Origin of the sequence: Conyzicola nivalis (assembly GCF_040548875.1) — a bacterium.
GTDB lineage: Bacteria > Actinomycetota > Actinomycetes > Actinomycetales > Microbacteriaceae > Conyzicola > Conyzicola nivalis_A.
This window is the reverse complement of the sequence record NZ_JBEPSJ010000001.1, coordinates 981,783-1,002,676: the sequence shown is the minus strand read 5'-3', so window position 1 is coordinate 1,002,676 and position 20,894 is coordinate 981,783. Positions and strand designations below refer to the sequence as shown.

At 68.2% G+C, this 20,894-nt stretch carries 16 protein-coding genes; 9 read left to right on the top strand and 7 right to left on the bottom strand.

The annotated features are described in order from the left end of the window. The first annotated feature begins 38 nt into the window (after positions 1-38). Both ABIE21_RS04870 and ABIE21_RS04865 read left to right on the top strand, forming a co-directional pair. Positions 39-422 (top strand): VOC family protein, encoded by a 384-nt coding sequence (locus ABIE21_RS04870; protein WP_354023642.1) that lies wholly within the window; start codon positions 39-41, stop codon positions 420-422. Between the two features lie 52 nt (positions 423-474). Beyond that, positions 475-648: a methionine aminopeptidase gene (locus ABIE21_RS04865; RefSeq protein ID WP_354023641.1), complete on the top strand. Its 174-nt coding sequence runs from the start codon at positions 475-477 to the stop codon at positions 646-648. On the opposite strand, the gene panB is transcribed toward ABIE21_RS04865, so the two are convergent. The 3 genes from panB to ABIE21_RS04850 are packed head-to-tail and all read right to left on the bottom strand — an operon-like array spanning position 649 to position 3,299. Further along, entirely contained in the window at positions 649-1,464 is an 816-nt protein-coding gene (panB, locus tag ABIE21_RS04860; RefSeq protein ID WP_354023640.1) for a 3-methyl-2-oxobutanoate hydroxymethyltransferase, read from the bottom strand. A gap of 10 nt (positions 1,465-1,474) precedes the next feature. Beyond that, positions 1,475-2,977 (bottom strand): serine hydrolase domain-containing protein, encoded by a 1,503-nt coding sequence (locus ABIE21_RS04855; protein ID WP_354023639.1) that lies wholly within the window; start codon positions 2,975-2,977, stop codon positions 1,475-1,477. Position 2,978: 1 nt separating this feature from the next. Next, complete coding sequence (locus tag ABIE21_RS04850; RefSeq protein ID WP_354023638.1) at positions 2,979-3,299, bottom strand: hypothetical protein; 321 nt, start codon at positions 3,297-3,299, stop codon at positions 2,979-2,981. A gap of 114 nt (positions 3,300-3,413) precedes the next feature. Between ABIE21_RS04850 and ABIE21_RS04845 the strand changes: the two genes are divergently transcribed. The 5 genes from ABIE21_RS04845 to ABIE21_RS04825 all read left to right on the top strand — a co-directional run bounded on the left by ABIE21_RS04845 (position 3,414) and on the right by ABIE21_RS04825 (position 12,839). Beyond that, entirely contained in the window at positions 3,414-4,751 is a 1,338-nt protein-coding gene (locus ABIE21_RS04845) for a glutamine synthetase family protein (protein ID WP_354023637.1), read from the top strand. 7 nt (positions 4,752-4,758) lie between these two features. Continuing rightward, on the top strand, positions 4,759-7,704 hold the full coding sequence (locus ABIE21_RS04840; protein WP_354023636.1) for a bifunctional [glutamine synthetase] adenylyltransferase/[glutamine synthetase]-adenylyl-L-tyrosine phosphorylase: 2,946 nt from the start codon (positions 4,759-4,761) through the stop codon (positions 7,702-7,704). Between the two features lie 601 nt (positions 7,705-8,305). Further along, positions 8,306-9,889, top strand: a complete 1,584-nt coding sequence (locus ABIE21_RS04835; protein ID WP_354023635.1) for a glycosyltransferase family 2 protein — start codon at positions 8,306-8,308, stop codon at positions 9,887-9,889. After that, a complete protein-coding gene (locus tag ABIE21_RS04830) occupies positions 9,876-11,336 on the top strand; it encodes a glycosyl hydrolase (RefSeq protein WP_354023634.1) in 1,461 nt (486 codons plus the stop codon). The genes ABIE21_RS04835 and ABIE21_RS04830 overlap by 14 nt, the downstream gene beginning before the upstream one ends. Positions 11,337-11,402: 66 nt before the next feature. Then, entirely contained in the window at positions 11,403-12,839 is a 1,437-nt protein-coding gene (locus ABIE21_RS04825) for a UDP-glucose dehydrogenase family protein (RefSeq protein WP_354023633.1), read from the top strand. A gap of 259 nt (positions 12,840-13,098) precedes the next feature. Here the strand turns inward: ABIE21_RS04825 and glnA are convergent, their stop codons facing one another. Further along, the gene (gene glnA, locus ABIE21_RS04820) at positions 13,099-14,523 is read right to left on the bottom strand and encodes a type I glutamate--ammonia ligase (RefSeq protein ID WP_354023632.1); all 1,425 of its coding nucleotides are present in this window, start codon (positions 14,521-14,523) and stop codon (positions 13,099-13,101) included. A gap of 136 nt (positions 14,524-14,659) precedes the next feature. On the opposite strand from glnA, the gene ABIE21_RS04815 reads away from it, so the two are divergent. Further along, positions 14,660-15,097: an RDD family protein gene (locus ABIE21_RS04815; RefSeq protein WP_354023631.1), complete on the top strand. Its 438-nt coding sequence runs from the start codon at positions 14,660-14,662 to the stop codon at positions 15,095-15,097. Between the two features lie 267 nt (positions 15,098-15,364). On the opposite strand, the gene ABIE21_RS04810 is transcribed toward ABIE21_RS04815, so the two are convergent. Beyond that, on the bottom strand, positions 15,365-16,075 hold the full coding sequence (locus tag ABIE21_RS04810; protein ID WP_354023630.1) for a DUF4191 domain-containing protein: 711 nt from the start codon (positions 16,073-16,075) through the stop codon (positions 15,365-15,367). A gap of 223 nt (positions 16,076-16,298) precedes the next feature. Between ABIE21_RS04810 and ABIE21_RS04805 the strand changes: the two genes are divergently transcribed. After that, the gene (locus ABIE21_RS04805; RefSeq protein ID WP_354023629.1) at positions 16,299-17,804 is read left to right on the top strand and encodes a protein kinase domain-containing protein; all 1,506 of its coding nucleotides are present in this window, start codon (positions 16,299-16,301) and stop codon (positions 17,802-17,804) included. 20 nt (positions 17,805-17,824) lie between these two features. On the opposite strand, the gene sucB is transcribed toward ABIE21_RS04805, so the two are convergent. Next, positions 17,825-19,369 (bottom strand): 2-oxoglutarate dehydrogenase, E2 component, dihydrolipoamide succinyltransferase, encoded by a 1,545-nt coding sequence (sucB, locus tag ABIE21_RS04800; protein ID WP_354023628.1) that lies wholly within the window; start codon positions 19,367-19,369, stop codon positions 17,825-17,827. 82 nt (positions 19,370-19,451) lie between these two features. Beyond that, positions 19,452-20,825 carry a dihydrolipoyl dehydrogenase gene (lpdA, locus tag ABIE21_RS04795; protein WP_354023627.1) on the bottom strand — a complete coding sequence of 458 codons (1,374 nt, stop codon included), beginning with the start codon at positions 20,823-20,825 and terminating at the stop codon, positions 19,452-19,454. Between the last annotated feature and the right edge of the window lie 69 nt (positions 20,826-20,894).

The following is a 20,894-nucleotide window of genomic DNA, read 5'->3' as shown; positions in this document are numbered from 1 at the left end:
AGGGCCGGAGAACTCGGCCGACCGAGACGGGAGAGCTCGTGAGGATCATCACCACCAATGTTTTCGTCGACGACCAGAGCCGGGCGCTCGACTTCTACACCGACGTCCTCGGCTTCGAGAAGAAGACCGACCTGCCCGCCGGCGAGCACCGCTGGCTCACGGTGGTCTCGCCGTCGAGCCGCGACGGCGTCGAGCTGCTGCTCGAGCCGAGCGACCACCCCGCGGTCGGCACGTTCAAGGCGGCTCTCGTCGGCGACGGCATCCCGTACGCGAGTTTCGCCGTCGACGACGTGGTCGCGGAGCACACACGCATGACGGCGCTCGGGGTGCGCTTCGTGCAGCCGCCGACGACGATGGGGGCGGTGACTGTCGCCGTGTTCGACGATACCTGCGGCAACCTCATCCAGATCGCGAGCATGTGATCCGGGTCCCGACGGGGTTAGCCTGAGAGCACACCGACGACGGGAGATCCTTATGGCCGAATGGTGGTTCAACAACAAGACCGGCGAGGTCGAAGAGGGCGCGCAGTCGCTCGGCTCGGACCGCGACGGCCCCTTCGCCACGCGCGAAGAAGCGGCACGCGCACCGCAGATCATCGCGGAGCGCGCCCGCAAGTGGGCGGAAGAGGAAGCCGCGGAGGGCCGCTAGCTACTCCGGGTACTCGTGCTCGGGGGCCGGGTACTCGGCCGATGTCACGTCGGCGATGTACGCCTTCGTGGCATCGGTCAGCACACCCTTGAGGTCGGCGTACTGCCGCACGAACTTCGGGATGCGACCGGTCGACAGCCCCGCCCAGTCGGTCCAGACCAGGAGCTGGCCGTCGACGTGCGGGCCGGCGCCGACGCCGATCGTGGGGATGCGCAGTTCCTTCGTCACCTGCGCGGCGACGCCCGACGGCACCATCTCGAGCACCACGGCGAACGCTCCCGCATCCTCGACGGCGTGCGCGTCTGCCAGCAGCGCCTCCGCGCCTTCGCCGCGCCCCTGGATCATGTGACCCCCGAGCCCGTGCTCGCTCTGCGGGGTGAAACCGATGTGGGCCATGACCGGGATGCCGGCCGAGACGATGCGACGGATCTGCTCGGCGCTGCGCACACCGCCCTCGAGCTTGACCGCGTGCGCGTGGGTCTCCTTCATAAACCGGAACGCGGTGTGCAGCGCCTCGTCGGGGCTGGTCTCGTACGACCCGAACGGCATGTCCGCGACGACGAAGGCGCGCTTGGTCGCGCCCGCTACCGCCCGGGCGAGGGGGATCAGCTCGTCGACGGTGACGGGCAGCGTCGTATCGTGCCCGAAGACGTTGTTGCCTGCCGAGTCGCCGACCAGGAGGAAGTCGATGCCGGAGGCGTCGAAGATGGATGCCGTCAGCTGGTCGTAGCTCGTGAGCCCGGTGATCTTGATCCCGTTCTCCTTCGCGTTCTGAAAGTGCCGGGTGCGAACGCGTTTGACTGCCTGCTCTGCCATGGGCACCACTCTAGCGAGCGCCGGGCGCACTCGGCCGGTAGTGCCGGTTCACGGGGGAGCGGTCGGTGACCGACGCGTGCACCTCGATGTCGAGCCGCTGCACCAGAGCGGGCCGCGTGGGGGTCATCTCCAGCCGGCACTCGAGCGCGCCGGTGCGGCCCGGGATGGTCCAGGCGATGTGGGCGGCGGATGCGGCCCAGGTGAGCCGGTCCGCGAGCGGCGGCCGGGTGCCGAGCAGCCCGCCGACGCCGGCGACCGACCGGTCGAGCCGGGTGGCACGCACGGCGGCGGGCACGTCGCTGAGGAGGTTCGGGCTGAGCGGGGTGTCGGCGTCGGCGACGTCGCCCGAGTCGAGGATCGCCTGCTCGATCGCGGCCGCGGCGGCGAGCGTCGACGGCCACGGCGCGATGACGCGAGCCGGCGGGTCGAGCCGATCGAGCACGGCGCGGAGGATCCCCGTCGCGGCGATCCCGGGCTTGACCCCGTTGGTGTTGGCGAAGACGACCACGCCGAGCCCCGACTCGGTGTGCCAGCGCATGTTCGACGAGAACCCGGGGAGGCCGCCGGAGTGTTGTGCGATGAGCCCGAAGCGCACGTCGTTCTCGACGAACAGCCCGAGCCCGTAGCCGATGCCCTCGAGCTGCGGTTCGGCCGGGCGGTCCGACGGTGAGGGGGTCGACGTGTGGAGGCGCTGCATCGACCGGCGCGCCGCGCGGCTCAGGATCGAGTCATCCGCATAATCGGGGTCGAACGCGCTCGACAGCCAGCCGCTCCAGCGGGCGATATCGGAGACGGTGCTGAACATGCTCGCAGCGCAGCCGCCGATGCCGGTGCCGACGAAGGGACGGTCGAACCACGTCGCGCCCTCGTCGAAGGTGCCGAAGCCGGGGGCGATGTCCCGTCCCGCGTCGTAGTGAGCGGCGTCGTAGCGGGTGCTCGAGAGCCCGAGGGGCTCGAGCAGGGTCTCGGTGGCGAAGGCGGCGAACTCTCGCCCCGTGACGTTCTCGACGATCACGCCGAGCAGCCAGAAGCCGATGTTGGAGTACTGGTAGACGTCGCCGGGGCGTTCCGCGAAGTCGAGCCCTGCCGCCACGACGGCGAGGAAGTCGTCGCGCGACAGCCCGAGCTCGTGGTCCGCCCAGCCGTTGTCCTCCGGCAGGCCGGAGGAGTTCTCCATCAGCATCCGCACGGTGACCGGCATCGTCACACCGTTCGCGTCGACCGGGTCACGGAACTCGGGCACGTGCGCCGAGATCAGGTCGCTCTGCGCGAGCAGTCCGCGCTGCTCGAGCACCAGTACGATCGCGGTCTCGAAGCTCTTCGACATCGACGCGATGCGGTAGACCGTGTCGATCGCCGGAGCCCGGCCGTCGAGCAAGAACTCGCCGACCCCGTGGTGGTAGAGCACACCCGATCGGTCGAAGACCGCGTAGCTGATCGAGGGGGTGACGAGGGTCGTGTGGTCGAACCAGTGGTCGAGGGCGGTGACGAGGTCGTCGGGCAGCGCGGTCATGTCAACCGGAGAAGATCGGGCCGAAGCGCACGGTGTCGAACGCGAGCGCGATCACGAGCACCGCGAGGGTGCCGTATCCCCAGGCGAGCGCCGTCGTGCGCGAGGCGCGCAGCCGGATGGAGACGAGCAGTCCGACCGCCCAGACCAGCGGCAGCAGGAGTGCGAGGCCCAGGTCGATGCCCACCGGCTCGCCCGTGAAGCCGAAGAAGACGAGGTGGAGAACCGTGTAGAAGGCGACTCCGACGAAGACCAACGCGAAGGCGAGGTACATAACGACGAAGGCGAGCGGGGGTCGACGGGCGGATGCTGCGGGTCTGGCCATCATCGAAGTGTACGACCACCAGCGGGCACGGCAGGGTGCCAAGCGGAGACCCGGTATAGCCAGTAGCCTAATAGCGCGGTAAACGACTACCCCCTGAGCAGTATGAGGAGCCGGATGGACAAGCAGCGAGACTTCGTTCTTCGAACCATTGAAGAACGAGGCATCAAGTTCATCCGCCTATGGTTCACCGACGTCGTCGGCACGCTGAAGAGCGTCGCCATCGCCCCCGCCGAGGTCGAGGGAGCCTTCGCCGAGGGTCTCGGGTTCGACGGCTCGGCCATCGAGGGCTTCACCCGCGCCTACGAGGCCGACATGCTCGCGCAGCCCGACCCCACGACATTCCAGATCCTGCCCTGGCGCGGCGAGATCGACCCGACCGCGCGTATGTTCTGCGACATCACGACCCCCGACGGCCAGCCCGCCGTCTCCGACCCCCGCCACGTGCTCAAGCGCACTCTCGCGAAGGCCGCCGACCGGGGCTTCACGTTCTACACGCATCCGGAGATCGAGTTCTACCTGCTCAAGTCGTCGAAGCTCAAGGGCGGCAAGCCCGAGCCCGTCGACTCGGCCGGCTTCTTCGACAACGTTCCCGGCGGCACGGCGCACGACTTCCGTCGCCGCTCGGTGCGCATGCTCGAAGACCTGGGCATCTCGGTGGAGTTCAGCCACCACGAGGCGGGCCCCGGCCAGAACGAGATCGACCTGCGCTACGCGGACGCGCTCACCACCGCCGACAACATCATGACGTTCCGCACCGTCATCAAAGAGGTCGCGATCGAGCAGGGCGTCTACGCGACGTTTATGCCCAAGCCGATGAGCGACCACCCGGGCAGCGGCATGCACACCCACCTCTCCCTGTTCGAGGGCGACACCAACGCGTTCTACGAGGCCGGCGGTCACTACCAGCTTTCGAAGATCGGCCGCCAGTTCGTCGCCGGGCTGCTCAAGCACGCGCCCGAGATCACGGCGGTCACGAACCAGTTCGTCAACTCGTACAAGCGTCTCTGGGGCGGCGACGAGGCCCCGAGCTTCGTGACCTGGGGCCACAACAACCGCTCCGCGCTCGTTCGGGTGCCGCTCTACAAGCCCAACAAGGGCCAGAGCGCCCGCGTCGAGTACCGGGCGATCGACTCGGCGGCCAACCCGTACCTCGCCTACTCGCTCCTGCTGGCCGCCGGCCTGAAGGGCATCGAGGAGGGCTACGAGCTTCCTCCGGAGGCCGAGGACAACGTTTGGGAGCTCAGCGACGCCGAGCGCCGCGCGCTCGGCTACAGCCAGCTGCCCTCGAGCCTCGACCACGCCGTCTCGCTCATGGAGGACTCGGAGCTCGTCGCCGAGACCCTCGGCGAGCAGGTCTTCAACTACGTACTGCTCAACAAGCGTCGCGAGTGGCAGGAATACCGCGCCCAGGTCACGCCGTACGAGCTGGAGAGCAACCTGGAGATCCTGTAGGGGAGCAATGCGCCATCAGACGACGCTGACTGATCTGGCGAGGCTCGGTTTCGCCGACCTCGAGACGTCGAGGCAGCGCCTCGGCGAATTCGACGGTCTCGGCGCGGCCGTCGTGCCGCTGTTCGCCGACGCCGCCGACCCCGACCAGGCGCTGCTCCTGCTCTGCCGGCTGCGGGAGCAGGTGCCCGCGCAGCTACAGGCCGTACTGGCGGATGCCGCGGCCGCGGCCCGGCTGGTGCGAGTTCTCGGCGCCTCGCTCGGCCTCGGCGACTTCCTGCTGCGGCGGCCGGCCGAGCTCGAGGCGCTCACCCGGCCGCTGCGGGCTCCGCTCGACGTCGACCAGTACTCGGCCGACATCCTCGCGGCTCTCGACGGCCTCGACGGCGACGCCGCCGTCACCGCGCTGCGTGTGCGCTACCGCAGGCATCTCCTGCAGCTGACGGCGTGGGACCTCGAACAGAGCGACCCGCTCGCCGCCGTCTCCGTCGTGGCCGCAGCCCTCGCCGACCTCGCGAGCGCGGCCCTCGACGGCGCGCTCGCCATCGCCCGCGCCTCGAGCCGCTTCCCCGCGGCCGATGTCGAGCGCACCCGGCTCTCCGTCATCGGCATGGGCAAGGCCGGAGCGCGCGAGCTCAACTACGTCAGCGACGTCGACGTGATCTTCGTCGCCGAGGCGGCCGACGGCCTCGCGGGCGACCGGGCGGTGGAGATCGCGACCAGGCTTGCCATGGAGACGATGCGGGGCATCCACGAGACGGCCTTCGAGCCCGAGTTGTGGGAGGTCGACGCGAACCTGCGCCCGGAGGGCAAGGACGGCGCGCTGGTGCGCACCCTCGAGTCCCATCTCGCGTACTACGACCGCTGGGCGAAGAGCTGGGAGTTCCAGGCGCTGCTGAAGGCGCGCCCCCTCGCCGGCGACCTCGAGCTGGGTGGGCGCTACGCCGAGGCCGTTGCGCCGCTCGTGTGGTCGAGCGCGAGCCGCGACGGTTTCGTCGACTCCGTGCAGCGCATGCGCGAACGGGTCACGCACAACATCCCGGGCGACGAGCTCGACGTGCAGCTCAAGCTCGGTCCCGGCGGCTTGCGCGACGTCGAGTTCACCATCCAGCTCCTCCAGCTCGTTCACGGGCAGGCCGATCCGGCGGTGCGCCAGGGCGCCACCCTCCCCGCCCTCGTGGCACTCGCCGACCAGGGCTACATCGGAAGGGTCGAGGCCGCCGAGTTCTCACGCGACTACCGCTTCCTGCGCCTGCTCGAGCACCGGCTGCAGCTCACGAAGCTCAGCCGCACCCACCTGATGCCCACCGACCCCGACGCACTGCGGGTGCTCGCCAGGGCGAGCGGTGTGTCGCCGAGCGGTTCCGAGCTCTCCGAGCAGTGGAAGCGCACCAAGAACGCCGTGCGGCGCCTGCACGAGCGCCTGTTCTACCGACCGCTGCTGTCCGCGGTGGCGGCGCTCCCCGAGGAGGGGCTGTCGCTCAGCAGCGAACAGGCCGCGGCGCGGCTCGCCGCAATCGGCTTCCGCGACCCGGCGGGAGCGCTGCGCCACATCGCCGCCCTCACCGGGGGAGTGTCGCGCCGGGCCACGATCCAGCGCAACCTGCTGCCCGTCATGCTGCAGTGGTTCGCCGAGGGCGCCGACCCCGACCACGGTCTGCTGGCGTTCCGACGGCTCAGCGACGACCTCGGCGAGGCCTACTGGTTCCTCCGCATGCTCCGCGACTCTTCCGCCGCCGCCCAGCGGCTCACCCACGTGCTCTCCGGCTCGCGGTTCGTCGGCGACCTGTTCGAGCGCATCCCCGAGGCGGCGGCGTGGCTCGAGAGCGACAGCGAGCTGCGACCGAGGCCGCTCTCCGCGCTGCTCGACGAGGCTCGCGCCACCGTGGCCAGGCACTACGACGATGCGGATGCCGCCGCCCTGGCTCTGAGGACGGCCCGCCGCCGCGAGATCCTGCGTCTCGCGATGAGCGCCATCCTCGGCACGATCACCGTGGAGGAGCTCGGAGCCGCGCTGTCCGACATCACCACCGCCATTCTCACGGGCGTGCTGGCCATCGCCCATCGCTACGGCGACGGGATCGAGTTCGCGATCATCGCCATGGGGCGGTACGGGGGAGCGGAGCTCGGTTTCGGCTCCGACGCCGATGTCATGTACGTCTACCGGCCGGCCGGCGCGACCGACGAGGAGGCGCAGTCCCGCGCCGAGAACATCGTGCGCACTCTCGCACGCCTCACCGAAGACCTGCGCACCCCGCTCGACCTCGACATCGGTCTGCGGCCGGAGGGCAAGAACGGCGCGATCGTGCGCTCGCTCGAGTCGTATCGCGCCTACTACGCCCGTTGGTCGCTCACCTGGGAGGCCCAGGCGCTGCTGCGGGCACGCGGTGTCGTCGGCGATCCCTCCCTCATCGAGTCCTTCGAGACGCTGGCCGACGAGGTGCGCTTCCCGGCCGCGATCCCCGAGAAGGACGTGCGCGAGATCAAGCGCATCAAGGCCAGGGTCGAATCCGAACGGCTGCCCCAGGCGGCGGATCCCGCACGGCACCTCAAACTCGGCCGCGGCTCGCTCAGCGACGTCGAGTGGTTCGTGCAGCTGTTGCAGCTCCAGCATGGGGCGACCACCCCGGGACTGCGCACCACGTCCACGCTCGGAGCGCTCGATCGCGCGGTCGAGGTGGGGTTGGTGACAGACGCCGACGCGGCCAAGCTTCACGACGCCTGGCTGTTCGCGTCGCGCGCGCGAAGCGCCATCACCCTGTGGAGCTCGAAGACCTCCGACGTTCTGCCCACCGACCGTGCACAGCTCGAGGGCATCGCCCGGCTGCTCGAGTACCCACCGGGGTCCGCCTCTCAGCTCGAGGACGACTACCTGCGCACCACCCGGCTCGCCCGTCACGTCTTCGAGCGCGAGTTCTACGGAACTCCGAGCTCTCCCAAGCCATTCACCGCGTAAAAGCGCGAACGCTACAGTCGTCGCGAATCTGCTCGCGCCTCGGCAGATGAGAGCACTCTCACGCTTTTATCCTGCAACCCTGCGTTTCGCGCGCATCATTCTTGCGCACCGAGAAAATGAATGAAATATGTTTTGTCCGATTTTCCGACCGGTCCGAGCCTCGAAAAAGCGACCGCTGACTTGTACCCCATTCGGGGTACCCGGGTGCAAAAACGGAGCTTCGCGACGCCGCTGCCGTCGCCGTGACGACGGCGCGTCGGACGATTCATTCGCATGGAAGTCGGCCGACGCGAGCTGAGCCAGCCGCCAGATCCCGCGCTTCGACCGCCGCGTGGGAGCGCTCCCCGAGCGCGGGGCGGTCCACTGGAATCGGGCTCCGCAGGACCTCGACGGGGGAGTCCCCCTTAACGAGGACAGGCCATTCCTGAGAGTTTCCCAGCTGTATCGATCGACCGTATCGCTGAGCTACGCCACGGCACGAAATCGCCTTGCGACCCCCGTTCGCGGCACACATACTTGCCATACCCGAAGCGCTACCAGTCCAGTTCCCCAATGCTGTGGAAATCGAAAAACCATCACCACAGCACGCTGGGGGACCCGTTTGTTCATATTCATTCTTCAAATCCGCCATCTCATCGAGGGCCATCCCGAGCTCTACCTCTTCACGGTCTACTCGGCATGCATCTGGATCCTCTGGGTCATCAAAGTCCTCGTCTCCCGCCGCTACCGCCCGTTCACCGGCACCTACACCGGAACGACCAGCGTCGTCGTCCCCGTGGTCGACGAACCCCTCGACCTGTTCCGCGACGTCATCGAGCGCATGGTCGAGCAGAAGCCCGGCGAGATCATCGTCGTCATCAACGGTGCCGAGAACCCCGCGCTGCAGGCCGTGTGCGAGGAGTACGCGCCGCTGGTGCGCTGGGTGCACACCCCGATCCCCGGCAAGCGCAACGCGGTCATGATCGGCACCAACATGTCGACGGGCGACATCACCGTGCTGGTCGACTCCGACACGGTCTGGATGCCCAACGCGCTCGACGAGCTCGTCAAGCCCTTCGCCGACTCCCGCGTCGGCGGCGTCACCACCCGCCAGCGCATCCTCGAGCCGGAGCGCTCCTGGATCACCCGCTGGGCCGACTGGCTCGAGAACTCCCGGTCGCTCTACTCGATGCCCGCGCAGAGCGTCATGGGGCAGGTCGGCTGCCTCCCCGGCCGCACGATCGCCTTCCGCCGCTCGATCCTGATGACCGTCATGGACAAGTTCATGACCGAGCGCTTCATGGGCGTCTTCCTCGAGGTCTCCGACGACCGTACCCTCACGAACCTGACGCTGAAGGAGGGTTACCGCACCGTCTACCAGCACACCAGCCTCGTCTACACCGACGCTCCGCTGCAGGTGAAGAAGCTGTTCAAGCAGCAGCTCCGCTGGGCACGCGGCAGCCAGTACAACACCCTGCGCATGCTGCCGTGGATGCTCGGCCACGCGCCGCTGCTCGCGCTGTTCTTCGTGATGGACATCATCCTTCCGTTCCTGCTCGCCGGCGTCATCGGCGGCTGGGCATACCGGGCTCTCACGGGCCAGGGCTACAACTTCTACGAGGGCCTGCTCAGCGAGTACGGCGTGCAATCCGGGCTCCTGGTCATCGTCGCCCTCATGGTCGTCTCCTCGATCCTCAGCATGGGCATCCGACAGATGCGCCACCTCGGCGAGAAGCCATCCGACTTCTTCCGCCTGCCGGTCTTCATCCTCGCCTCGACGTTCTTCCTCATGCCGATCCGTCTCATCGGTTTCTTCCGCATGGGCCACGCGAGCGGCTGGGGGACCCGAGCGGGCGCCTACGCCGGTGGAGCTCAGGATGACGCGGCCGATGCAGCCCGCGAGCAGGCCGTCGACCACCCTGGCCAGCTCTCCACGCCCGCGGCGGCAAGCCTCGGCGACATCGACTCCTCGTGGGCGCTGTCGACGAGCAACGGCCTCGCCGGCGGCGACTCCGCCGAGCTCGCCCACAGCGAGGGCAGCGTACTCACGGCGGAGCGTCGCGCAGAGACCATTCGACCAACTGTTCAGAAGCCGGTCACGAGACAGTCAACTCCGCGGCGTCGTCTCAACCCCAAGGCGGCGTTCCCTTATCTCATCGGCTTCACCATTTTCTTTGTAGAGGCGGTACTTCTTGTCCAGGTCTGATAACTCATGGTGGGCGTCGAGCACGGCGGGAGCCCGGCGCACCGCCGCCGGGGCCGCGGCCATCGGTCTCGCCCTCATCGGCGTCTGCTACTTCGTCTGGATGTCGCCGGCGAACCCTGCCGCCGAGGTGCGTGACTCGATCGCCGCCGTCGTGCAGGACCCGGCAGCCGTCGCGAACATGAAGAGCGAACGCAACCGGCTGCTCAGCCGCACCGTGGCGCTCGAGACGAAGGTCGACACCAAGAACGGGCAGCTCGCCCGCCTGTCGACGCAGCTCGAATCGACCCAGCGCAAGCTCGCCGAGGCGACGGGCGCGACGCCGCCGGCACAGAACGACAACCGTCCCTCGCCGACACCGGCTCCCAAGCCGGTGAAGAAGCCCGTGGCCGCCCCGATCAAGAAGCCCGTGGCCGCCCCGGTCGTCACGCCGATCGTCATCCCCACCAAGGCAGAGATCGTCAACCCGACCTCGCGCTACCTCGGCCTGTACACGTCGCAGGCGCCGTTCAGCTGGGCGACCTACGACGAAGCCGCTTCGAAGCTCGGCAGCCAGCCGAGCATGGTGGGCTACTTCGGCGGTTGGGACGAGCCCTTCCGCGCCAACGCGGTCACCCGCGCCTGGGACCGCGGCACGCTCCCGATGCTGACGTGGGAGTCGCGGCCGATCGGTTCGCCGAACAGCCAGGTCGAGGAGCCCGAGTACCGGCTGCCCGACATCCTGGGCGACCCGGCGACGGGCGTCGCGGGCAAGTACGACGACTACCTCCACCAGTACGCGAAGGACATCGTCGCCACCGGAATGCCGCTCGCCATCCGTCTCAACCACGAGATGAACGGAACCTGGTACCCCTGGTCGGAGACCACGGGCAAGGGGGAGTCGATCAACGGCAACCGCCCCGGTGACTACGTGAAGGTATGGCAGCACGTGCACGACATCTTCGAGCAGGAGGGCGCCAACAACCTGGTCGTCTGGACCTGGGCTCCCAACATCGTCAACAACCTGTCGTCGGCGCACCAGAGCGTCGAGCACCTGACGGGTCTGTACCCGGGCGACGCCTACGTCGACTGGGTCGGCCTCTCGGGCTACCTGCGCCCCGCGTACAAGCCGGAGAACAACTTCACCTTCGAGTACACGTTCGACCGGAGCCTCGACCAGCTGCGGGCTGTCACCGACAAGCCGATCATCCTCGCCGAGGTCGGAGCGTCGGAGGTCGGCGGGCAGAAGCCGAAGTGGATCACCTCGATGTTCGAGGCACTCGCCAATCCGAAGAACGCCGACGTCATCGGGCTCTCCTGGTTCAACCTCTCCGTCACCAGCTACACCGAGGGCGAACTCGCCACGAACGACTGGCGCCTCGACTCTCGTCCCGAGAGCCTCGCGGCCTTCAAGGCGGGCATCGCCAAGGCCGAGGACAACTTCGCCCTCACCCCGATACCGGTTCCGTAGGCGCGCATGTCTATCGAATCCGCCAACACCAACTCACCCATCGCAACGCCATCAGGGAGGTTCACCATGAAAGCCAAGAACGAATCAGTCGAGACCGGCACGAACGACCGCCAGGTCACCCCGCCGCGAATCAGCGTCATCGGCACCGGCTACCTGGGTGCGACCCATGCCGCGGCGATGGCCGAGATGGGCTTCGAGGTGGTCGGCGTCGACGTCGACCCCAAGAAGGTCGAGGCCCTCAGCGCCGGCAAGGTGCCGTTCTTCGAGCCCGGCCTGCCCGAGCTCATCCTGAAGCACGTGAAGAGCGGACGTCTGCGCTTCACGACGGACATCGCCGAGGCGACCGCCCTGTCCGACGTTCACTTCATCTGCGTCGGCACCCCCCAGCAGCGCGGCAGCAACGCCGCCAACCTGAAGTTCGTCGAAGACGCCACCTCGGCCGTCGCGTCGAGCCTCACCCACGACGGACTCATCGTCGGCAAGTCGACCGTCCCGGTCGGCACCGGAATGCGCCTGCGCGAGATCGTCGGATCCGTGATCCCCGACGGCATCAGCGCCGAGCTCATCTGGAACCCCGAGTTCCTGCGCGAGGGCAAGGCCGTCATGGACACGCTCGCCCCCGACCGCATCGTCTTCGGCGGTGCATCCGAGCAGGCAGAGGCGCTCATGCGTGTCGTCTACGCCATGCCGATCGCCACGGGCACGCCGGTCATCGCCTGTGACCTGCCCACCGCCGAGCTCGTGAAGGTGAGCGCGAACGCATTCCTCGCCACGAAGATCTCGTTCATCAACGCGATCGCCGAGGTGTGCGAGGCCGCGGGAGCCGACGTGAAGGTACTCGCAGACGCCCTCGGTCACGACGTGCGCATCGGTCGCCAGTTCTTGAACGCCGGTCTCGGCTTCGGCGGCGGCTGCCTGCCGAAGGACATCCGCGCCCTCATGTACCGCTCGAGCGAACTCGGCGCCTACTCGGCCGCGTCGCTCATGCAGCAGGTCGACGAGATCAACATGGGCCAGCGCCAGCGCGTGATCGACCTGGCGCTCTCCGCGCTCGGCGGATCCGTGCTCAACCGCCGCATCGGCGTCCTCGGCGCGGCCTTCAAGCCGCACACCGACGACGTGCGCGACTCTCCCGCGCTCAACGTGGCCGCTGCGCTGCACCTGCGCGGCGCGCAGGTCGTGGTGTTCGACCCGGAGGCCGGCGCGACCGCCAAGGCGATGTTCCCGACGCTCACCTACGTGGACAACATGGAGGACGCCGTGCACGACGCCGACGCCCTGCTCGTGCTCACCGAGTGGGCCGAGTTCGTCGACGCCGACCCGGCGAAGCTGCACGGACTCGTCAACACCCCCGTGGTGATCGACGCGCGCAACTGCCTCGACGCGGACGCATGGCGTGCCGCCGGCTGGAACTTCCGTGCGCTGGGCCGCCCGGAGACCGCTTCCGCCCCTGTGGTCCCCGTCACCACCGGCCCCGTGCGCACGCTCGTGGGCGCACGCTAGCCACCGCATACACAGAACGGCCGCATCCTCCGGGGTGCGGCCGTTCGTGCGTTACGGGTGCGGTCGTGCGGTGGATGCGTCGCCGCTGCGACGTCTCCCGCACCGTTAGTCATTCCGGATGAACCGGCCCGAAGGAGTCCCGCCCGCCCCGAAACCCGCGGCACGCGCTCGCGCGAGGCGCATCCGTCCTGAATCATCAACGGGTTAACGACGAAGGCCGCACCCCCGAGGGGATGCGGCCTTCGCGCGGTGTCTGGACTTAGACCGAGTAGTACAGCTCGTATTCGAACGGCGTCGGACGCTGGGCGGCCGGGATGATCTCCTTCTCGCGCTTGTACGCGATCCAGGTCTCGATCAGGTCGGTCGTGAACACGCCACCCGCGGTGAGGAACTCGTGGTCGGCCTCGAGAGCGCGCAGCGCCTCCTCGAGCGATGCGGGAACCTGCGGGATGTTCTTCGCCTCCTCGGGGGGAAGCTCGTACAGGTCCTTGTCGACGGGCTCGTGCGGCTCGATCTTGTTCTTGATTCCGTCGAGTCCAGCCATGAGCTGGGCTGCGAAGGCGAGGTACGGGTTGCCCGAGGCGTCGGGCGCGCGGAACTCGATGCGCTTGGCCTTCGGGTTCGTGCCCGTGATCGGGATGCGGACGGAGGCGGAGCGGTTGCCGGCCGAGTAGACCAGGTTCACGGGCGCTTCGAATCCGGGGATGAGGCGGCGGTACGAGTTGAGCGTGGGGTTCGTGAACGCGAGCACGGCCGGGGCGTGCTTGAGGAGTCCGCCGATGTACCAGCGCGCGATGTCGCTGAGTCCGCCGTAGCCCGACTCGTCGTAGAAGAGCGGCGTCGAGCCGTTCCACAGCGACTGGTGGGTGTGCATGCCCGAGCCGTTGTCGCCGAAGAGCGGCTTCGGCATGAACGTCGCCGTCTTGCCCCACTGCTCGGCGGTGTTCTTGACGATGTACTTGAACTTCAGGATGTCGTCCGCCGCGTGCACCATGGTGTCGAAGCGGTAGTTGATCTCGGCCTGGCCGCCTGTGCCCACCTCGTGGTGCGAGCGCTCGAGGATGAGGCCGGCGTCGATCAGCTTGAGGCTGATGTCGTCGCGGAGGTCGGCCTGCTTGTCGACGGGGCTGACGGGGAAGTAGCCGCCCTTGAAGGGGGTCTTGTTGGCGAGGTTTCCGCCTTCTTCGACGCGTCCGGAGTTCCAGGCACCCTCTTCGGAGTCGACCGAGTAGAAGCTCGAGTTCTGCTTCACGTCGTAGCGCACGTCGTCGAAGATGTAGAACTCGGCCTCGGGGGCGAAGTAGGCGATGTCGGCGATGCCGGTCGAGACGAGGTACTTCTCGGCCTTCTTCGCGATCTGGCGCGGGTCGCGGGCGTAGATCTCGCCGCTGCGGGGGTTGTAGATGTCGAAGATCATGATGAGCGTGCGCTCGACGCGGAAGGGGTCGAGGTAGGCGGTCGTCACATCCGGGATGAGCTGCATGTCGGACTCGTGGATCGACGCGAAGCCGCGGATCGACGAGCCGTCGAAGAGCTGGCCGACGGAGAAGAACTCCTCATCGACAGTGGACGCCGGGATGTTGAAATGCTGCTGAACACCGGGAAGGTCGGTGAAGCGAATATCAAGGAACTTGACGTCAGTGTCCTTGATGAACTTGAGCACTTCGGAAGAATCACTGAACATGTGAGGGACTCCAATGAGCTTGGTGCGGGTCGGACTGCGTTCGCAGCCACTGTCGAGGCTAGAGGTACGGGATTTCGCCGTGGTGACGCAATTGTTTCCGGCATGTTACGAGAATGTTCCGGATTAGGATTAGCGGATGCCTACCCCGCCCAGCACAGCACAGGATTGGCCGGGAAAACGGCTCGGTCTTCCAGAACGCGGACCTCGCTCGATCGCCCGCCCCGGACGCAGATTCGCCGCGATCATCCTCGACTGGATCATCGCGACCTCCATATCGGTCGTCTTCTTCACCCCGGGGGAGACGATTCTCGACCGGCTGGGCGCGTCCAACGCGACCGCGACGCTGGTGGCCTTCGCGATTCTGCAGGTCGCCTTCATCTCGACCGCGGGCGGCAGCCTCGGCCACCTCGTGTTCGGCATGCGCGTCGTCCCGCTCACCCCCGCCTGGGTCGGCGTGCTCCGTCCGTTGGGACGCACCGCCCTGCTCTGCCTGTTCATCCCCGCAGTGATCTGGGACCGCGACCAGCGCGGAATGCACGACCGCCTCGTCGGCACGGTGCTCGTGCGCCGCTGACCCGCCCGCCGGTCGCGCCCCGGTCCCGCTGTGGTCGCGCTGTGCGTCTTCCAAACGGAAATTCAGGAGTTAGGCGGATGCCTCGGCTCGCCGCCTGCGTGAAGCCGGGGCCGCGCCATCCGCCACTCCGCTTTACTCCTGAATTTCCGTTGCGGTACAGCCACATGGGCAGGAACACCGTCGGCGACGGCGCGCGGGCGCAGCAGAACGCCCCGGCGGCCCGGGTGAGCGGGCCGGCCGGGGCGGTCGGGTCGTGCGGGGGCGCGACTAGCGCGGTCGGGCCGAACGCACCTTGAACGGGTCGATTCCCTTGGGGATCGGCAGCTGGTTCTTGCCGAGCGAGTTGAGCCGGTTGCTCACCGCGAGGATCTCCTGCTTGCGCAGCACGGTCTTGAACTTGTTGAGGCGGCCGGCGAGCTTGTGCAGCGGCACAGACTCGGCATCCGGACCGACGTAGAGGAAGTTGACCGCCACGTTCGGCAGCATGCGCACGACGCTGCGGCGCTCGTCGTCGAGCATGCGCTGAGTGCGGCTGCGGGGTCCCTCGCCGATGAGCACGATCCCGCCCTTGCCGACGGCCCGGTACACGGCGTCCTGCGTCTTCGGGCTCACGGCGACGGGCATCTCGCTGGCGGCCCAGCCGCGACGCAGCGAGCTCTTGAGTACCGCACCGACGGCACCGGGCTGGCCGGCGATCTGCGAGTACGCGGCCTTCTCGGCGCGACGCCCGAGCACGATCAGGAAGGCGAGGAGACCGCCGAGCAGGCCGGCGATGATGAAGAGGATGAAGCCGATGATCTGGTCGGTCGGGTTCGCGAACAGGAACGCGAGGCCGAGGCCGACGAGCACGGGCAGCAGGAACGCGAGAGTCAGGTACCAGACGGCGAGTGAGTCGTACCGCCGCGTCATCTGCAGGACTTGCCACATCTGCTTGATGCGGCCTGGTTCTTTGTTCGGGTCTTTCTTGGTGCGTGCCATGGATATAAGGATACGGGCAGATTCGCGGTGTTGACCGCACCCTCTCCTCCTCCGTTGCGCTGCAAGCGATAAGTGCACAATTGCGGATGATTGGGGCCGCCGAATCACGCCTGTGCGGGAGCATCGTCCCGTGGGTAGACGCGGGGTAAATCGGCCGGGCCGCCGCGCGCGGCCACCGGGCGTCGGCGTTCCCGATCCGGCCGCGGTGGCGTCTCGGGGTGCGTTGGGTGAACATGGCGGCCCCACCGTCGCGGGCGGCTACCGGCTGGTGCGGGTGCTCGGCGAGGGCGAGCACGCCGTGGTGCATCTGGGGCATGCGATCGGCGGCATCGCCGCAGACGAGGAGCCGCGTACCGCGGCGGTGAAGATCCACCGTGAGTATGTTCCCCTCGAGAGCGTCGATCGGGAGATCGAGGCGCTCGGCCGGGTGGTACACCCGCACGCGCTGCACCTCGACGACCTCGCGACGCTCCCCGACGGGCGGGTCTGCCTTATCGTCGAACGCGTCGGCGGGCGTGGCCTCGGTCGACTCGTCGCGCAGGATCACGAGATCAGCGCGGGGGAGGCGGTGACGATCCTGACGCCGATCGTCGACGCCGTGCACGCGCTGCACACCGGCGGGGTTGCCCACGGGCGCATCCGGGTCTCGAACGTGCTGTTCCGCGACGACGGAGCTCCGGTGCTCGTGGGATTCGGGCACGCGACGCTGTTCCCGCCCGGCTCGTCGGCCGCGGCGCTCGCCTCTAACCCGGCAGTTCTGCACGACCGTCGGCAGCTCGCGACCCTGGTCCAGTCGGTGCTCGACAGGGTGCCCGGCGACGCCGCCGAGGCGCTCGCGCGACGAGTCGTCGACGAACAGGTGCAGGCCGACGACTTCACCGCACGGCTCGCCGACGCGCTCTTCGACCTCGCGCCGCCGCGGTCCGTGAGGTTCGTGCGCACCGAAGCCCGGCCCGTCGCTCCGCGTATCGTGCGGGAGGCGGCGCCGGTCGCCGCGGACCGCCCGCGAACGGGGAGTCAGGCGGGTGTGCGCCGGCTGCTGCGCAACTCGCGCCCGTGGCAGCTGCACAAGACCCGCCCATGGCTGCTGCAGAAGGCGCGCCCGGCGCTCGACCGCGCTCGCCTCGTGCGCCCGCGGGTGTGGTTGGTGGCCGGTGGCGTCCTGGTCAGCCTCGTCGCGGCGACGGCGATGCTGCCGGCGAACGACTCGGTCTCTGGCACGAGCGAGGAGACAGGCGGCACCGCACCGAGCAGTGCCGACAACAATGACACCCCGCCGACCGCGCCGGACTGGCCCGCCGAGCCGCTGCCGCCCGGAACTGCGACCGCGGCGCCACCCTCGGATCAGGCGCCCGGTCGCGAGACGGCACCCGACGGCAGAGCCGCGGCATCCGACCCGCGTGTGGGCGACGACCCCGTCGCCGCCCTCGACGCGCTCCTGCGCGAGCGGGAGCGCTGCGTCCGCGACCTCTCGGTTCTCTGTCTCGACGGGGTGCTGCAGAGTGGATCCGTCGCGATGCAGCACGACGTCGACCTGGTGCGGTCGGTGCAGGCCGGGGGAGAGTTGACGGCCGATGCCGCGATCATCGCGCCGTCGCCGGTGCTGCTCGAGCGGCTCGGCGACTCTGCCCTCGTCGACCTCGGAGACGTGGCACAGACGCAACCGGCCTCGGTCCTCATGATGAGGAGCGAGGCCGGTTGGCGCATCCGGAACTATCTGTTCAGATAGGCGGTGCGTGCGATCAACTGCTAGACGCCGAGCACTCCGGCGAAGTCGCCGCCCTCGAGGCGGTTCTTCACGGCGACGAGGAACCGGGCCGCGTCGGCTCCGTCGACGATGCGGTGATCGTACGACAGTGCCAGGTAGACCATGGAGCGGATGGCGATGGAGTCGACACCGTCGTTCGAGATCACGACGGGCTTCTTCGCGACGATGCCGGTTCCGAGGATGGCGCTCTGCGGGAGGAAGACGATCGGGGTGTCGAACAGCGCGCCACGCGAACCGGTGTTGGTCAGCGTGAACGTTCCGCCGGCCAGCTCGTCGGGCTTCAGCTTGTTGTCGCGGGTGCGGGCGGCGAGGTCGGCGATCTGGTTCGCGATGCCGGCCAGGTCGAGCGATGCTGCATCCTTGATCACCGGAGTGAGAAGTCCACGCTCGGTGTCGACTGCGATCGAGATGTTCTCGTGCGCCGGGTAGACGATCGTGTCACCGTCGATCGTCGCGTTGACGATCGGGTAGGCCTTGAGTGCCTCGGCGGCGGCGAGAGCGAAGAACGGCAGGAACGACAGCTTGACGCCGGCCTTCTCGTGGAAGTCCGCCTTGACCTTGTCGCGGAAGGCTGCCACCTTCGTGACATCCACCTCGACGACGGAGGTCAGCTGGGCCGAGGCCTGCATCGAGATGACGGCGCGCTCGGCGATGACCTTGCGCAGTCGCGACATCGGAACTGTTGTGCCGCGCAGCGGCGAGGTCTCGAGCGCGGGAGCGGCCGGAGCGGCTGCTGCTGCGGGAGCCTCGGGAGCGACGACGGCGGCGAGAACGTCCTGCTTGCGGATGCGTCCGCCGACACCGGTGCCCGACAGCGTCGACAGGTCGATGCCGCGGTCGTTCGCGAGCTTGCGAACGATCGGGGTGACGTAGCCGGCGTTGGCGTTGAGTGCCGCGGCTGGCTCTGCTGCGGGTGCCTGAGCCGGTGCTGCAGCGGCGGGAGCCTCTGCAGCGGGAGCGGCGGATGCCTCGGCGGGAGCAGCTGCTGCGGCGGGAGCCTCGGTCGGTGCTGCCGCGGCGGCCGGAGCCTCGGGTGCGGAGGGAGCGGCCTCGGCTGCGGGAGCCTCGGTCGGAGCTGCCGCGGGTGCCTCGGCTGCGGGTGCCTCGGCTGCGGGCGCCTCAGCGGCCGGAGCTTCTGTTGCCGGAGCGGGGTCGGGTGCCGGAGCGGGCTCGGGAGCCGACTCGGCGGATTCCTCGGCGGGAGCCGGGGCCTCCGTCGACGGAACCTCTGCCTCGGCTGCGGGTGCAGCCTCAGCCTCGGGTGCAGCCTCGGGCTCGGGCGCGGATTCTCCCGAACCGATCGTCACGAGTGCCGTGCCGACCTCGACCGTCTCGTCCTCAGCGACGAGGATTGCCTCGATGATGCCCGCCACGGGGGACGGGATCTCGGTGTCGACCTTGTCGGTCGAGACCTCGAGCAATGGCTCGTCGACCTCAACACGGTCGCCCACCTTTTTCAACCAGCGGGTCACCGTGCCCTCGGTCACACTCTCGCCGAGTGCCGGGAGGTTGACGGATTCGCTCATCAGTGATGCTCCTTAGTAACCAAAATCTTGTTCTAGCCAGCTTAGTTCTGTGTCGCGCCGGATTAGCGCGACTCCTTGTTTCTTAAATTGCGTGTAGCGGTTTTCCGGCCAGTGCGAGGAAGGCTTCGCCGAGGGCCTCGTTCTGGGTCGGGTGTGCGTGGATGAGCGGTGCGATGTCCTCCGGGTACGCCTCCCAGTTGACTGCGAGCTGCGCCTCGCCGATGAGCTCGCCGACGCGCGCGCCGATCATGTGAACTCCGACGATGGGGCCGTCGTTGACGCGGACGACCTTGACCGAACCCGCGGTGCCGAGGATGTGGCTCTTGCCGTTGCCGGCCAGGTTGTAGTCGTAGGCGGTGATCTTGTCCGCGCCGAACTTCTCGGCGGCCTTGGCCTCCGAGTAGCCGATCGACGCGACCTCGGGGTCGCTGTAGGTGACCTTCGGGATGTTGAGGTCGTCGATCACGATGGGGTTGAGCCCGGCGATCTCCTCGGCGACGAAGATTCCCTGCTGGAAGCCGCGGTGCGCGAGCTGGAGACCCGGCACGATGTCGCCGACGGCGTAGACGCCGGGCACGCTCGTGGCGAGGCGCTCGTTCGTGATGACGAATCCGCGGTCCATCGTTACGCCGGCCTCTTCATAGCCGAGTCCAGCGGTCGACGGTCCGCGACCGACGGCGACGAGCAGCAGCTCGGCCTCGAAGGTCTGGCCGTCTTCGAGGGTGACGACGACGCCCTGGTCGTTCTGGGTGACGCTGGCGAACCGCACGCCGAGGCTGAAGTTGATTCCGCGCTTGCGGAAGGCACGCTCGAACTGCTTCGAGATGGCCTCGTCCTCGTTGGGAACGAGGTGGGGGAGCGCCTCGACGATCTGGACGTCGGCACCCCAGCTCTTCCAGACGCTGGAGAACTCGACGCCGATGACGCCGCCGCCGAGCACGATGACCTTCTTCGGAACGAAGTCGAGCTCGAGGGCCTGTTCGGAGGTGATCACGCGTCCGCCGATCTCGAGCCCGGGGAGCGAGCGCGAGTAGGAGCCGGTGGCCAGGATGACGTTCTTGCCCGTGACGGTGTCGTCGCCGACCTGCACGGTGGTGGGGGAGACCAGACGGCCGGAACCCTCGATGACCGTGATGCCGCGGGCCTTGATGAGACCCTGCAGTCCCTTGTACTTGCTGGCGACGATGCCCTCGCGGTAGCTGGTGACGGCGGTGATGTCGATGCCGCCGAACTCCGCGGTCACGCCGTACTTGGCCGACTCGCGCGTGACGTCGGCGACCTCGGCCGAGTGCAGCAGGGCCTTGGTCGGGATGCAGCCGACGTGGAGGCAGGTGCCCCCGAGCTTGTTCTTCTCGATGAGGCCTACGGATAGTCCGAGCTGACTCGCGCGAAGGGCTGCTGCATAGCCGCCACTTCCGCCGCCCAGGATCACAAGGTCAAAATTCTGTTCCGACACTCAGCAACTCCCTTGGTGTTTCAGGATTTGGGACGACCCACACGCTCGTGTGCGCGCGGTCGCGGGGCG

Bases quoted from the DNA above. Each gene is read 5' to 3' on its own strand.
- ABIE21_RS04840 (WP_354023636.1), top strand. From the start codon at position 4,759: ATGCGCCATCAGACGACGCTGACTGATCTGGCGAGGCTCGGTTTCGCC.
- ABIE21_RS04815 (WP_354023631.1), top strand. From the start codon at position 14,660: ATGCCTACCCCGCCCAGCACAGCACAGGATTGGCCGGGAAAACGGCTC.
- panB (WP_354023640.1), bottom strand. From the start codon at position 1,464: ATGGCAGAGCAGGCAGTCAAACGCGTTCGCACCCGGCACTTTCAGAAC.
- ABIE21_RS04845 (WP_354023637.1), top strand. From the start codon at position 3,414: ATGGACAAGCAGCGAGACTTCGTTCTTCGAACCATTGAAGAACGAGGC.
- ABIE21_RS04825 (WP_354023633.1), top strand. From the start codon at position 11,403: ATGAAAGCCAAGAACGAATCAGTCGAGACCGGCACGAACGACCGCCAG.
- ABIE21_RS04865 (WP_354023641.1), top strand. From the start codon at position 475: ATGGCCGAATGGTGGTTCAACAACAAGACCGGCGAGGTCGAAGAGGGC.
- ABIE21_RS04810 (WP_354023630.1), bottom strand. From the start codon at position 16,075: ATGGCACGCACCAAGAAAGACCCGAACAAAGAACCAGGCCGCATCAAG.
- ABIE21_RS04855 (WP_354023639.1), bottom strand. From the start codon at position 2,977: ATGACCGCGCTGCCCGACGACCTCGTCACCGCCCTCGACCACTGGTTC.
- ABIE21_RS04850 (WP_354023638.1), bottom strand. From the start codon at position 3,299: ATGGCCAGACCCGCAGCATCCGCCCGTCGACCCCCGCTCGCCTTCGTC.
- glnA (WP_354023632.1), bottom strand. From the start codon at position 14,523: ATGTTCAGTGATTCTTCCGAAGTGCTCAAGTTCATCAAGGACACTGAC.
- sucB (WP_354023628.1), bottom strand. From the start codon at position 19,369: ATGAGCGAATCCGTCAACCTCCCGGCACTCGGCGAGAGTGTGACCGAG.